The organism is Streptomyces griseus subsp. griseus, assembly GCF_000720255.1.
Taxonomy (GTDB): domain Bacteria; phylum Actinomycetota; class Actinomycetes; order Streptomycetales; family Streptomycetaceae; genus Streptomyces; species Streptomyces griseus_I.
Genome location: NZ_JOJE01000021.1, coordinates 78211 through 92171, shown reverse-complemented (window position 1 = coordinate 92171; position 13961 = coordinate 78211). Strand labels below are relative to the sequence as shown.

At 71.4% G+C, this 13961-nt stretch carries 11 protein-coding genes; 6 read left to right on the top strand and 5 right to left on the bottom strand.

Annotated features, from left to right (window positions below):
• Window positions 1–55 precede the first annotated feature (55 nt).
• The 3 genes from IG99_RS26985 to IG99_RS26975 form a co-directional block, all read right to left on the bottom strand.
• A complete protein-coding gene (locus IG99_RS26985; RefSeq protein ID WP_078947922.1) occupies window positions 56–1123 on the bottom strand; it encodes a glycosyltransferase family 2 protein in 1068 nt (355 codons plus the stop codon).
• Window positions 1123–2784 carry a carbamoyltransferase family protein gene (locus IG99_RS26980; RefSeq protein ID WP_037677974.1) on the bottom strand — a complete coding sequence of 554 codons (1662 nt, stop codon included), beginning with the start codon at window positions 2782–2784 and terminating at the stop codon, window positions 1123–1125. Before IG99_RS26980 ends, IG99_RS26985 begins: the two co-directional genes overlap by 1 nt.
• 206 nt (window positions 2785–2990) lie before the next feature.
• On the bottom strand, window positions 2991–3953 hold the full coding sequence (locus IG99_RS26975; RefSeq protein WP_037677972.1) for an NAD-dependent epimerase/dehydratase family protein: 963 nt from the start codon (window positions 3951–3953) through the stop codon (window positions 2991–2993).
• 261 nt (window positions 3954–4214) lie between these two features.
• Here IG99_RS26975 and IG99_RS26970 point away from each other — a divergent pair, with 261 nt between their 5' ends.
• The 3 genes from IG99_RS26970 to IG99_RS26960 all read left to right on the top strand — a co-directional run bounded on the left by IG99_RS26970 (window position 4215) and on the right by IG99_RS26960 (window position 9761).
• Window positions 4215–5723 carry a cytochrome P450 gene (locus IG99_RS26970; RefSeq protein ID WP_078947921.1) on the top strand — a complete coding sequence of 503 codons (1509 nt, stop codon included), beginning with the start codon at window positions 4215–4217 and terminating at the stop codon, window positions 5721–5723.
• Between the two features lie 10 nt (window positions 5724–5733).
• On the top strand, window positions 5734–6714 hold the full coding sequence (locus IG99_RS26965; protein WP_234311961.1) for a (-)-alpha-amorphene synthase: 981 nt from the start codon (window positions 5734–5736) through the stop codon (window positions 6712–6714).
• 245 nt (window positions 6715–6959) lie between these two features.
• Entirely contained in the window at window positions 6960–9761 is a 2802-nt protein-coding gene (locus IG99_RS26960) for an ATP-binding protein (protein WP_234311960.1), read from the top strand.
• 17 nt (window positions 9762–9778) lie between these two features.
• Here the strand turns inward: IG99_RS26960 and IG99_RS26955 are convergent, their stop codons facing one another.
• The gene (locus IG99_RS26955) at window positions 9779–11260 is read right to left on the bottom strand and encodes an MFS transporter (protein WP_037677967.1); all 1482 of its coding nucleotides are present in this window, start codon (window positions 11258–11260) and stop codon (window positions 9779–9781) included.
• A gap of 171 nt (window positions 11261–11431) precedes the next feature.
• Window positions 11432–12631, bottom strand: a complete 1200-nt coding sequence (locus IG99_RS44295) for a LuxR C-terminal-related transcriptional regulator (RefSeq protein WP_051865913.1) — start codon at window positions 12629–12631, stop codon at window positions 11432–11434.
• A 265-nt stretch (window positions 12632–12896) separates the two neighbouring features.
• Here IG99_RS44295 and IG99_RS26945 point away from each other — a divergent pair, with 265 nt between their 5' ends.
• From IG99_RS26945 to IG99_RS26935, 3 genes are read left to right on the top strand one after another with little or no spacing between them, the layout of a single operon-like run.
• Complete coding sequence (locus IG99_RS26945; protein WP_037677966.1) at window positions 12897–13322, top strand: hypothetical protein; 426 nt, start codon at window positions 12897–12899, stop codon at window positions 13320–13322.
• Window positions 13323–13353: 31 nt separating this feature from the next.
• Window positions 13354–13668: a hypothetical protein gene (locus IG99_RS26940; protein ID WP_037677964.1), complete on the top strand. Its 315-nt coding sequence runs from the start codon at window positions 13354–13356 to the stop codon at window positions 13666–13668.
• A gap of 4 nt (window positions 13669–13672) precedes the next feature.
• Window positions 13673–13948, top strand: coding sequence for a hypothetical protein (locus IG99_RS26935; protein WP_037677963.1), 276 nt, complete (start codon window positions 13673–13675; stop codon window positions 13946–13948).
• Window positions 13949–13961: the final 13 nt, after the last annotated feature.

Sequence of the window (13961 nt, the reverse complement as noted above, 5' to 3'; positions counted from 1 at the left end):
TCCGTGGTCACGCGGACACGTTCGTGATCGTGGGGTCCTTGCAGATGTCGGTTCTTCATACGGCCGCTCCCCGTGTCGTCCGCTCGCTCTCGTCCCGTGGGTGGGTGCGGTGGCCGTCGCCGATAGGGCGGGGTGGGTGGAGCGGGTGGGTGAGCAGGCCGCGCAGCCAGTGCCAGGTCGCGGCCGGCGGGACGAGGGCGCTGGTGAGGATCATGGTGACGATCTCGTCGCGGGTCCGTGGTCCCGGCCGGACGCGGGCCAGGGCGAATTCGGCGGTTCCGGCGAGCCAGGTCGCCGCGCAGGCCGCGGCGGCGCCGGGCCTGCGGAGCACGGCGCAGGCGAGAGCGGCCGCCCCGGCCGTCGTGACGGCGAGGTGGCCGGGCAGGCGCCCCCGTGTCGCGTCCGCCCGGTGCCACCAGTCACGGCCGTGCAGCCGGGTCATCAGCACGTCGTCGGCGTTGCCCGCCTGCAGGCGTACGGAGATCCAGCGGTCGGCCGGGCGCACGGGGTGGGTCGTGGTGCGGCCGCCCTCGGTCAGGGTCCAGCCGGCGTCGAGAACGCGCAGCGCGAGGTCGGCGTCCTCCCGGAAGGCCCGGCGGAAGCGTTCGTCGAACCCTCCGACGGCCTCGAGCGCCTCCCGCCGGTAGGCCATGTCGGCGGTGATCCAGCGGGCGGTGGCGAGTCCGGCGGTGTTGCGTTCCCAGTCGGTCGGGCACCGGTCCGCAGGCAGCGGGACCACGATCCGGGCGGTGCTGCCGGCGGTGTCGTCCGTGACCTCCGCGAGGTCGAGGGCGAGGTCGTCGGCCCAGGTGGGGCCGGGGACGACGTCGTCGTCGAGGAAGACGATCCAGGGCACGTGTCCGGCTGCCCGCCAGCCGGCGTTGCGTGCGGCGGCGGGTCCGCGGCCGCCGCCGTGCACGACGGTGGTGCGGGAGCGCAGGGCCCGGGGGACGGCGGCGGCCAGGGGCGCTCCCCTGGACTGGCGGCGGTCGTCGACGAGGACGACCCGTACCGGACCCGGCCCGCTCGACTCGGCGAGGGCACGCAGGCAGATGGCGAGACTGGGCCGCCCCAGCGTCGGTATCACCACGGCGTACCAGGCGCCGCCCCGGTGCGGGGACATCACAGGCTCCCGCCGTCGTCGGCGCGGAACACGTCCCCGCGGCGGATCGCGTACGGACCGATGGCCAGCAGGTCGACGGGCGAGGAGCCGAAGCACTCCAGGGCGTCGCGCGGGTCGTCGACCATCGGCCGCCCCGCCGTGTTGAGGCTGGTGTTGACGACCACGGGAAGCCCGGTGAGCCGCTCGAACTCGCCGAGCATGCGGGCGACGAGAGGTTCGCGGCCCGGGTCCACGGTCTGGATGCGCGCGGTGCCGTCGACGTGGACGACGGCGGGGATCCGGTCCCTCCAGGCCGGTGCCACGTCGTGGACGAAGAGCATGTACGGGCTGGGCAGTGGCCCGTCGAAGATCTCGGCGGCACGGTGGGCGAGCACCATCGGCGCGACCGGCCGGAACTGTTCGCGCCCCTTGACGTCGTTGAGCCGCTCCAGGTTGCCCGCGTGGCCGGGGTGGGCGAGGAGGGAGCGGTGGCCGAGCGCCCTGGGACCGTATTCGGAGCGGCCCTGGAACCAGGCGACGATGCCGTTGTCGGCGAGGGCCCGGGCCACCGTGGTGGCGATGTCCGGCGGGCGTTCGAAGGGTACGGCGGCGGTCTTCAGCCAGGCTCCCAACTCGGCGTCGGTCCAGTCCCGGCCGAGGTCGGCGCCGGTCATCGGCTCCGGCTCGTCGCCCGCTGCGGCGGACACCAGCAGGGCGCCACCGAGGGCGGTGCCGGCGTCACCGGCGGCGGGCTGCACCCACACCCGGGAGAACGGCCCTTCCCGGGCTATGCGGGAGTTGGCGACGCAGTTGAGGGCGACGCCCCCGGCGAGGGTGAGGACACGGTCGTGGGTACGGCCGTGCAGCCAGCGCACGAGGTCGAGCAGCGTCTCCTCCAGTACGGCCTGGGCGCTGGCGGCGAGGTCCGCGTGGTCCCGGGTCCACGGCTCCTCCGGGCCGCGCGGCGGGCAGAGGTCGCGCCAGGGCACCCCGGTGGCCCGGAAGCCGCCGTCGCCGGTGGGCCGCACATGGCGGCGCAGTTCGGACACCATGCGCGGGGTGCCGTGCGCGGCGAGCGCCATCACCTTGAACTCGTCGGAGGAGCGCAGGAAACCGAGGTGCTCGGTGAGTTCCTCGTAGACGAGGCCGAGGGAGTGCGGCAGTTCCTGCGCGTACAGCGGCTCCAGCCGGTCGCCCACGCGGCGCGCGGCGAGGTGCGAGGCGCGTTCGCCGCGTCCGTCGAGGACCAGCACGGAGGAGTCCCCGGCGTCCGGTGCGGCGAAGGCGCCGGACGCGGCGTGGGCCATGTGGTGCGGGACGAAGCGGACCGTTCCGGGGTCCAGTCCGGGCAGCGCGGCCTGGAGGAAGGCGGGCGCCTCACGGGCGTAGACGGTGCGCAGGTCGTCCCAGGGGTCGTCGAGGCCCATGTCCTCGGCGGGCCGGGCGAGCGCGGGGTCGAAGGAGTACGTGACGGCGTCGAGGTCCCCCGGGCGCAGACCCGCCCGCTTCAGGCACCAGGCGGCGGCCTGCTCGGGCAGCTCCCAGGCGGAGAACGGCACCGGTCGCTTCCCGTGCTTGCGCCGCGAGAACCGTTCCTCCTCCGCGGCGGCGACGGTCTGCCCGTCGATCACCAGCGCGGCGGCGGGGTCGTGGAAGACGGCGTTGATTCCGAGGATGCGCATGGGATGCCAGGCCTTTCGCGAGGTCGGGGCGGGAGGTGAGCGCGAGGGAGGAGACAGGGGTGGGACGCCGAGGCCTGGGGGCCGTGGGGCATAGGGGCCGGGCTGCTGGGAGCGACGGGCTCGGGAGTCGGCTCGGCAGACGGCCGGGGCGACGGCTCGTGCGTAGATGCGGCAGAGAGCCGGCACTGGACCCCGGCGACGGCCGCTCAGCCCTCGCCTTCCTCGCGGAACCAGGCGATCGTGCGGCGCAGGCCCTCCTCGGCGCTCACCCGTGGCTCCCAGCCGAGCTTGTCGTGAGCGAGGGTGATGTCCGGGCAGCGCACGGCCGGGTCGTCCACCGGCCGTTCGATGAAGCGGATCTCGGAGTCGGAGCCGCTGAGTGCGATGACGAGCCGCGCCAGGTCGAGCATGGTGATCTCGTGGGGGTTGCCGATGTTGACGGGGCCGCGCATGCCGTGGGCCGCCGCCGCGAGGATGCCGCGCACGGTGTCGTCGACGTGGCACACCGACCGGGTCTGGTGCCCGTCTCCGGTCACCGTGAGGGGCTCGCCGGCCAGCGCTTGGCGGACGAAGGTCGGCACGGCACGGCCGTCGTGGCCGCGCATGCGGGGGCCGTAGGTGTTGAAGAGCCGCACGATGCAGGTGTCGGTGCCGTGCGTGTCGGCGTGGGCGGTGGTCAGCGCCTCGCCGAAGCGTTTGGCCTCGTCGTACACGCTGCGCGGGCCGACCGGGTTCACGTTGCCCCAGTAGCGCTCGTCCTGCGGGTTCTGCAGCGGGTCGCCGTAGATCTCGGACGTGGAGGCCAGGACGAAGCGGGCCTCGCAGGCGCGGGCGAGCTCCAGGGCGTTGCGGGTACCGAGGCTGCCGGTCTCCATGGTGTGCAGGGGGAGCCGCAGATAGTCCGCGGGCGACGCCGGTGAGGCGAAGTGCAGGACGACGTCGGGCGGTCTGGCGACGGGCAGCTCCTCGGCGACGTTGGCCTGCACCAGCCGGAATCCGGGGCGTTCGAGCAGCGCCGTCACGTTCTCGGGCCGCCCGGTGCTGAAGTCGTCCACGCAGGTGACGTCCGCGCCCGAGTCGAGCAGGGCCGCGCACAGGTGGGAGCCGACGAATCCCGCGCCACCCGTGACGACGGCGTGCTTCCAGTTCCGGCTGCTGCTGGTGGTCATCCGGATCTCTCCTCGGTCGGCGACGTCTGGCTCTCGCTCAGCGTCCGTCGTCCGGCCGTCGCGGGCATGGCCGCATACGGCATCCGGGTGACTCACGGAGAGTAGGCGGATTGCGAAAATGCCTCTTCGTGCTCCCGTGCGCCCCGGCGTAGAGATGATTTACACAACCCAAGAGGGGTTGAACTGGGCAGTACATGACTCAAACGCGAGTCGGTGGAACAGCCACCGATTTCGCGTGTCGACTGAGGCAGGTGGTATTCGATGAACGGTACCGCGCCTGAAACAGACCGAGCCTGGACCGTGGGTACTGCACCAGGCATATTCCCCTTCATCGGTCACGGTATCGCTTTGTTCCGTCGCCCGCTGGCTTTTCTGAATTCCTTGCCGGATCACGGCGATCTGGTCGAGTTACGTCTGGGTCCCCTGCGCGCCTGGATGGCCTGTCACCCGGAGCTGGTGCACCACCTGCTCATGGACACGCGCACCTTCGACAAGGGGGGCCCGCTCTACGACAGGCTGCGCCCGCTGATGGGCAACGGCCTCGTCACCTGCCGCCATGACGGATACCGACGGCAACGCAGGCTGCTGCAGCCCGACTTCCGTGCCTCCCGCGTCGCCGAGCACACCGCACTGATGAGCCGGGAAGCCCGGTCGACGGCGCAGGGGTGGCGGGCCGGCGCACAGGTGGACGTCAGCGCGGAGATGCTGGCCCTGACGACGCGGGTGATCAGCCACGTCCTGTTCTCCGACTCCCTCGACCGGGCGACCGCCGCGGAGGTGCGGGACTGCCTTTCCATCATCGTCCGCGGGCTGTTCGTCCGCACGGCCGTGCCGGTCGACGCCCTGTTCCGGGCACCGACGCCCGCGAACCGGCGCTATCGCCGCGCCGTGGAGCGGGTCCACGCGATCGTCGACGCGGTCGTCGCGGAGCGCCGACGGAACCGGCGGACCGACCCGCACCGAGGCGAAGGTGAGGACCTGAACGACCTGCTGGGGATCCTGCTGGCCGCCACGCGCCCCGATCCCGGGACCCCGACCGCCGCCATCAGCGATCAGGAGGTGCATGACCAGCTCGTCACGTTCCTGCTCACCGGAGCCGAGAGCAACGCCCTCTGCCTCACGTCGGCCTTCGACCTGCTGGCGCGGCATCCGCAGGCGGAGCGCCGGCTGCACGACGAGGTCGACGCGGTACTCGGCGGACGGCTTCCCGGTCCCGAGGACCTGCCGCGCCTCACCTACACCCGGTGCGTCGTCACCGAGACGCTGCGCCACCGCCCGCCCGGCTGGCTGTTCATGCGCCTGACCACGAAGGACACGGTTCTGGCCGGGCGCCGTCTCCCGGCGGGCACCACGGTTCTCTACAGCCCCTATCTCCTCCAGCACGACCCCGCCTCGTTCCCCGACCCCGACCGCTTCCTCCCCGACCGCTGGCTGCCGGACCAGGCCGCCGCCGTCCCGCAGCGCGCGATGATCCCGTTCTCCGCGGGCGGCCGCAAATGCATCGGCGACCGGTTCGCCGTCGCGGAGGCCACGGTGGCCCTGGCGACCATCGCCGGCCGATGGCGGCTGCGCCATCGGCCCGGACACACCGAACAGCTGCGCCCCGCCGCCACGTTGGGCCCGCGTTCGCTGGTCATGACCTGCGAACCACGTGCCCAGGCGCCGTCCGGGGCGGCATCCCCCGCACGTTCCTTCACCGAACGAGCAACCGCGGCACGACACGGGCAGGACTCCCGAACGGCAGGTGGCAGCGGTGTCGACGACGCATGAGGAAATCGCGGTGACCCCGCGAAGCGCACTTTCGGCCGGCAGTCTCAGGGATCTGATCGACGCCGATCTCTACATGCCCTTCCCGTTCCAGTGCAATCGCCACGCGGCCGAGGCCGCGGCGGGCGTGGAGACGTGGTTACGGCGCTGGGGGCTGACCGACGAGCCGGGGGTGGCGAGGATGATCGCCCGTACCCGGCCCGCCGAACTCGCCGCGTACAACAGCCCGACCTTGGACGCCGAACTGCTCCAGATCGTCGCCAACCAGATCGCCTACCAGTTCGTCTTCGACGACCGCGCGGAGGAGGTCGGCCGGCAGGGCGCGGCCCACCTGCTGCCCATGCTGTGCGAGAGCGTCGCGATCCTCCGGGACGGCGAACCCCCCAGCACACCCCTCGGCGCGGCCCTGACCGACCTGTACGACCAGGTCCAGAACCGCTGCACACCCGCCCAGGCGGCACGCTGGGCGTGGAACAGCCGTGAGTACGTGCACGGGCTGTTGTACGAGGCGGTGGCACAGGAGGGTACGGGGGCTGTGCGGACGGGGTTGTGCGAGTCGATCCGTTCACTGATCGCGGGCGTCGAGCCGTTCTTTCCGCTGTGCGAGGCCGCGCAGGCCGGCGGGCTGCACGCGGAGGAGCTCCATCACCCGGCCATGCGGCGCCTGCGGCGACTGTCCGCCGACGCGGCGGTGTGGATCCCCGACCTCTTCTCCGCCGTGAAGGAGCAACGGACAGGGGGAATGATCAACCTTGCCCTCGCCTATCAGCGTGCGCACCGGTGCTCCCTGTCGATGGCGATCATGCTGGCGATCCAGCAGATCAACTGCACCATCAGGGAGTTCGAGAACCTCTATGAGGACGTCAAGCCCGAATTGAGCCCTGCCGGAGTCGGTTACGTGGAAGGCATGGCCGGCTGGATACGCGGATGCTACTTCTGGTCCCGCACGGTGCCCCGGTACGGGGACACCGCGACCACCCCCGCTCTCCTCTGAGGAAAGGTGCGACATAGTACTCGCCGACCGCGCGAGCACCACGTTCCTGCGGATAATTCACCCTTCCCTGTCGCTGTTGTGCCCTAATACGGCTATCGACCCGCCGGAGCGCATACGCTCGGCGCCCGGCCTGAATATCAACGACAGGAAGCGGTAGCGCACATGGCACGTGGGCTGCGGTTGCTCGAACGTCAGACGGAACTGCCGCTCTCGATTCCGCGTTGTCATCCCTGCAGGGTGCCGTCGTGGGTGTGCCACGCGAGTCGTACGGCGGCCCCCTCACCTTCACCGGTTCGGCCGGGCTGGGCAAGACCACCCTCATCGCGGCGGCACGTACGCGTGCCGCCGCACAGGGGTTCACAGTGCTCTCCGCCAAGGGCGGCGAGACGGAGCAAGAGCTGGCGTTCCGCCTGGTCCGTCAGCTCATGCAACCGACCCTGGCCGCGATGGACGAGCCGGAGCTCCGCACGTTCCTGGGCAGTTGGTACGACATCGTGGCCACGGCCCTGGGTCTGGAGGCGGCGGACGCCGCCCACGTGCCGGACCCGACCGGGGTCCGTGACGGCCTCGACTGGGTCATGACGCGCCTGACGGTGCTGAAGGCGCCCGTCGTGGTCCTTCTGGACGACCTGCACTGGGCCGATGCCGAGTCCCTCGGATGGCTGGCCTCCTTCGCGCCGCGGGCGGCGGACCTCCCGCTCCTCATCGTCGCCGCCTACCGGCCCGACGAGCACTCGCCGAACCCGACGGCCCTGCGCAACCTGGTCGAACTCCAGGGGAACCGCCCTTACACCCTGGAGCCGCTCAGCAGTAACGCCGTGGCGCAGATCATCAGGAACAAGGTGGGTGCGCAGGCCGAGGACGAGTTCTGCCGCGAATCCTGGAAGGCCACATGCGGCAATCCGTACGAGGCCGTCGAACTGGCCATCCGGCTCGGCGAACGTCATGTGGCGGGGAGGCGGCACGAGTTGCCCCTCATGAGGGAACTCGCGACGGCGGTCAAGGGACCCGGACTGCTCGAGTACCTGAAGCGACTCAGGACTCCCATCCGCCACTTCGCGTGGGCCGCCGCCGTACTGGGTGAGTCCATCTCATCGGAACTCACGGCCACCATCGCGGTGGTCAGCAGCGAGGACGCCGCCGAGGCCGTGGAGCAACTGCGCGCGGACCGGATCCTGACCGATGCCCAGGGGCCGGGCGAGGAGCTGGAGTTCACCCATCCGCTGATCGCCACGACGATCTCCCGGGACATCCCGTCCTACCTCCGCGTCGGCATGCACAACAGGGCCGCCGAGGCTCTCCGCGCCGCAGGGATCGGTCCTGCGGCCACGGCCCGTCATCTGTTGCAGGTTCCCTGCGACGGAAGGCCCGAGGTGGTCGAATGCCTCCGTGCGGCAGCCCGCGAGAACCTGCGTGCCGGAGCGCCGGAGCCGGCCCGGCGTCTGTTGAACCGAGCACTGCAGGAGCCGCCCCCGCCCGAGCACCGCGCGGCCATCCTGCACGAACTCGCCTGCGCCACCTTTTTGATCGAGCCAACGGCCACGATCCGCCACCTCCGGGAGGCCTTGTCGGAGCCCGACGTCGACCCCGACCTGCGCGCCGCCATCGTCTACCGGCTCGCCCAGGCCCTGGCGCACACGGACCAGCTCGCCGAGGCCGCTGCGGTGACGGCCGACGAGGTGAAGAAGGCTGCCAACCGACGCGCCAAACTGCGCATGCAGGCCGATCACTTCGTGTGGAGCGCGTTCCGCACCGACGAGCCGGACTCCCCCGCCCGCTCCCGCACACTGGCGCGGCTGGCCGAGCAGTTGCCTCGACGCGGGCTGGAGGAGCGTTACATCCTCGGGCTGCGGGCCTGGGACGCACTGGTACGGGGTGAGCCGCGGCAGACCGTCCTGACGTGTACGGAGGACGCCCTGCGCGGCGGGATGAGCTGGACCGACGAGAACCGAGGCTTCGAGGTACCTGTCTCGGTCGCCCTCGCCTTCATGTACTGCGACCAGCCCCGGCGGGCCGAGGAACTGTTCAAGGAGGGGATGGCGGAGTGCCAGGACAAGGGCTGGCGCGGCTCCCACCTGGCCCTGGGCCAAACCCTCTACGGCTACATCCGCTACCGCCGCGGCTGCCTCGCCGAGGCGGAGCACTGGGCCGAGGAGGGACTCAGCATCGCCGACCGCGTCGAAGGCGCCGTCCCGGCTCAGTGGTTCGCCATCGGCACTCTCATTCAGACTCTGGTGGCCCGGGGCCGGGTGGGCGAGGCGCGTCAGCTCGCCGACACCTACCGGTACGGCACGATGGTGCCGAACGCCGTGATCTACCCCGACCCCCGCACGGTGTACGCCGAGCTGCTGCTGGCGGAGGGCAGGCACGCGGAGGCGGAGCAGCTGCTGTCGGCCGTCGGTGAGCGTCTGGAGGCGCGGGCCTGGCGGAATCCCTCCTGGTGTCCCTGGCAGCTGGACCTGGCGTCCGCCCTCGCGCCGACGGATCCCGAGCGCGCGGCCACGCTGGCCCGGGACGCCGCCAAACGGGCCAGGGACTTCGGGGCGGCCTCCATGATCGGTCAGGCGCTGCACACGGAGGCGGAGGTGACCGGCGGGCCGGCGGCGCTGGACCTGCACGCGGAGGCGGTGGAGCATCTGGAGCAGTCGCCGGCCTCGTACGAGCTGGCCCGCGCGCTGGTCGGTTACGGTGCCGCTCTGTCGCGCAACGGCCGGGTGCAGGAGGCGGCCGACCGGCTGTACCAGGGGCTGGAGAGCGCCGTGCACTGCGGTGCGGAGACCCTGGCCTCACGGGCCAGGGAGGAGCTCTCGGCGGCGGGGCTGCGGCCGCTGCCCCTGCGGTATCCGCAGACGGACACACTCACCGCGCACGAACGCCGGGCCGCCGAGATGACCGCGCAGGGCCATCCGCTCGCGGTGGTCGCCAAGGGCCTGCACCTCACCGAACAGGGGGTCCGGCAGCTGCTCTCCTCCGTCTACCGCAAGATCGGCACGGACGCCGCCGGCCTCGCCGACGCCCTGGCGGCGTACCCCTGCTCCCCGCCGTGACCCTGCCCGGCCCGGTTTCAGACCGGGCCGGGGCCGGCCCCTCCCTTGAGGCGTTCCAGATCGGAGGGGCGGACCTGGATGACCACGACGGCTATGAGGGCGGCGAGCGCGGTGAAGATCGCCGCCATGATGAAGGCGGCCGAGACCCCGGCGGTGAGGATCTCGTCGCCCCAGGGCGGCGGGAGCAGCCCGGTGCGTCGGAACTGGAGGCGTTCGGCGGGGGTGGCCTGCTGCAGGAAGAGCGGGATCTGCTTCTCCGCCTCGTTGGTGCTGGCCGTGCCGTACAGGGTGACCAGGATGGACAGCCCGAGCGAGCCGCCGACCTGTTGCGTGGCGTTGAGGAGGCCCGAGGCCGCGCCGGTCTCCTCGGTACGGACGTTGGACAGGGCCATCAGGGTGAGCGACACGAACTCCATGCCCATGCCCAGGCTGAACACGAGCATCGGCCCGAGAACGCTGCCGACGTAGGTGGAGTGGACGTCGGTCAGCGTCAGCCACGACAGTCCCGCCGCCGCGAGGATCGCGCCGACCACCATGAACGGCTTGGGACCGAAGGTGGGCAGGAACCGTGAGGCCAGCCCCGCGCCGATCGCGATGACCGCGCTCACCGGCAGAAACGCCAGCCCGGCCAGGAGCGGACTGAAGTTGAGGACGTTCTGCACGAAGAGCGTGAGGAAGAAGAACATGCCGAAGATCGCGGCGGCGAGGCACAGCATGATGCCGTAGGTGCCCGCTCGGTTGCGGTCTGCGAACATGTGCAGTGGGGTGATCGGCTGCCGGGAGCGCCGCTCCACCAGGATGAACACCGCCAGGACAACGACGGCCGCGCCGAACGACGCCAGCGTCAGGGCGTCCCGCCAGCCCTCCTGGGCGGCTCTGATGAAACCGTAGACCAGCAGCACCATGCCCACCGTGGAGGTCAGCGCACCGGTGATGTCGAATCGGCCCGGATGGCGTTCGGACTCCTTGATGTAGCGGGGTGTGGCGAAGGCGATGAGCAGGCCGATGGGGACGTTGACGAAGAGCACCCACCGCCAGTTCAGCCACTCGACGAGCACACCGCCCGCGAGCAGGCCGATCGCGCCGCCGCCCGCCGAGACCGCGGCGAAGACCCCGAAGGCCCGGTTGCGGTCCGGGCCTTCGCGGAACGTCGTGCTGATCAGGGACAGGGCCGTGGGGGACGCGATGGCGCCGCCGACGCCCTGGAGGGCGCGCGCACCGAGGAGTTGGGCCTCGTTCTGGGCGAGCCCGCCGAGGAGGGAGGCGAGCACGAACAGCAGGACGCCGAAGATGAAGACGCGCCGCCTGCCCAGGATGTCGCCGGTACGGCCGCCGAGCAGCAGCAGCCCTCCGAACGTGAGGGTGTACGCGTTGACCACCCAGGACAGGCTGGTGGTGGAGAAGTCGAGGGAGCGCTGGATGTCGGGCAGCGCGATGTTCACGATGGTGATGTCCAGGACCACCATGAGCTGACACGACGCGATGACCAGCAGCGCCATGGCGTTTCCGCCACCGCCCGGTTCCCGGGTGGTGGTCTCGGGTGAGGAAGTCGGCTTTGGGCTGCTGGTCATCGCGCTCGCACTCTCGGGGGTCCAACCCTCGCGAGGGATCAGTGATGGTCACGGTCCACCGTTCGACCGTACGCCCGCCCTCCGGGCGTCACCAGTCGATCACCGGGCGCCCTGGCCGTCGTGGTCGTCGCCCCGCATGCGGCCGTCCGTGGTCAGCGGGGGGCTGTCCAGGTAGGGCAGGTAGTAGCGGAGGAAGAGCTCGGCGGTGAGCTCACGACGGCTGCGTACGCCTGCCTTGTCGAACACCTTGCGCAGATGGTCCTGGACGGTCCAGTCGGTGATGTGGAGCGCCGCGGCCACCTCCGCGGTCGACCGGCCGAGCAGGACCTGCTGAGCGACCTCGCGCTCGCGGGGTGTCAGCCCGTACGCGTCGAGGACGATGGCGGCCAGCTCGCCGGGCCTGCTCAGGCTCAGGGAGACGTAGGTGAGGGTCTCGCCGTCGGCGCCGGCCGGCTCCTCGCGCCAGGCGTTGAGGGTGATCCAGTGCCCGGAGCGGCTCAGGGCGCGGGAACTCACCTGCACGCCCGGCCCACAGGCGCGGGCCTTGCTGGCGATGGCCTCCAGGCACAGCGGATACGACCGTCCCGGCGCCGGATGGTCCTCCTGGATCAGGCCGAGCCAGTGGTCGGCGGTGGAGGTGCACAGGCGGATGCCGAGGCCCTCGTCGAGGGCGACCAGGCCCGGCGCGTCCGGTACGTCGCCCCGGTCGATGCCGGCCAGCAGCAGCGACCTGCGCAGCGCCACCGCTGCCGGCGAGCTGATGGTGGCCGCGCGCTCGACGTCGGCGGGGCTGAACGGGGGCGACCCCTCTTCCCGGCAGAGCACCAGCAGCCCCCAGGTTCGGGGACCGTCGCGCAGCAGGACACGCAGTTCGTCGGCGAGCCCCTCGGGGCGGAGGATGTCGCGGTAGTAGACGTTGTCGTCGAGCCGGCCGCCGGTGGACCGGCTCAGCAGGCTGGCCGGGGCGGGACGGCGGGCCAGGGCGCGGATGTTGTCGACCCCGGCCTGCTCGGTGTGCTCGATCTCGAACAGCCGCGGCATGACGCGCTGCGGGAAGCCGTGTTCGTGCTGGCCGCCGGTGTCCAGGAACGTGGCCGGGTCGAGCATGACCGCGCACCACACGTCGGCGGGCACTGAGTCGGTCAGGGTCGCACCGGCGGTCTTCAGCACGTCGAGCGCGCCTAATCGTCCGGGGCCGCGCAGACCGCGGTTCAGCACGTCGCCGAGGGAGCCGGGGGTCGGGGAGGAACGCGGGCCGGAGCGACCGGAGTGCCGGTCGGGGAGGGGCAGTGTGCTCACCGGATCAGGCTACGAAGTCTCCCAGGCATCTGGGATGGAAATGCCGCAAACACGTCTCTAGCGTGGTGGATCCGGGCTGGACGGACGTGCGGCACCTCTGGGACAGATGTGCATACTTCGACCACCTGGATGAGAGCGGTCGGGTAATGCGACGACGGCTCCCGTCCGGAGTACGGGGGACTCCGGAGGGGCGCCGCCCCGACCGCTTCTGGCCAGAGCCATTCCAGAGACGGAACGGGAGACGAGAGACCCGATGAAACGACCCATGGCGAACCGGCCCTCCAAGGGCCGCGGCTCGGACGAGCGGTCCTCCACCGCGGTATTCGGAGGACTGATGATCGCGGCCCTCGAACAGGGTGTGCAGCGGCTGCGGGCGAAGAACGACGAGCTCGGTCAGGTCTGGTCGGCGCTGCGCGAGGGACGCCCGCCCAGGATCGACACGCTCACGCTCGAACAGGTGGTGACGTTCTTCGTCGACAACAAGGGGAGCGTGCCGGACGCCACCGCGGGTGCCGCCGTACGGCGCGCCGAGGGCGACGGCTACCTCGTCCACCTGGTCTACCTCGACGCGCAGGGGCAGCCGCTCCTCGACGGCGGCCGCGGCGCCCCGACCCGGTCGTACCTCGCCGACCGGCTCGACGAGGAGCTGGCCGAGGCGTTCGGCGCCCACGACGCCCTGCTCCTCAGCTGACCACGCAAGCACCGAACAGAAGGGAACGACCATGCTCGACCCGTTCAGCATTGCCGTCATGCTCGCCCTCGGGGGCGTCATCGGTGGCGCCATCTACGTCGCCTTCCTGACCATGGAATTCCTGATCGACTGGTTCCGGGACCGGGCGGCGGCCATCCAGACGAACCCCGACGCGCTCGCCGTGACCGTCGCCCAGGAACTCAGCAGCGGCCGCGTCAACTACGTGCAGGGCATCTTCGACCAGTCCAAGGGCACCTTCTCCGAGGCGCGCAAGGTCAAGACCGACTCCGCGGACGGCCAGGTGCGGCAGGCCCACACCGGCAGCCCCGTGGCCGTGTGGAGCTGACGTCATGGACCCCATCACCCTGGCCCTGCTGCTGCTCGCGGGAGCCGGCGCCGCGGCCGCCCTGTCCTGGTCCGCCGTGCGCTCCTGGCTGAGCGGTACCGGAGCGGTGCAGGCCGACCTGATCCGTCAGGCACTGTCCGACGGAAAGATCAACGTCGTGGCGGTCGGCCTGTCCTCCTCCGGCACCGAGACCGGTCGCAGGAGCTGGCGGACCGGCTCCCTGGACAGCGACCTGGCGACGGCCTTCGGCAGCGCCAACCGGATCCGCGTGAACGTCTGACGTCCGCTCGTCA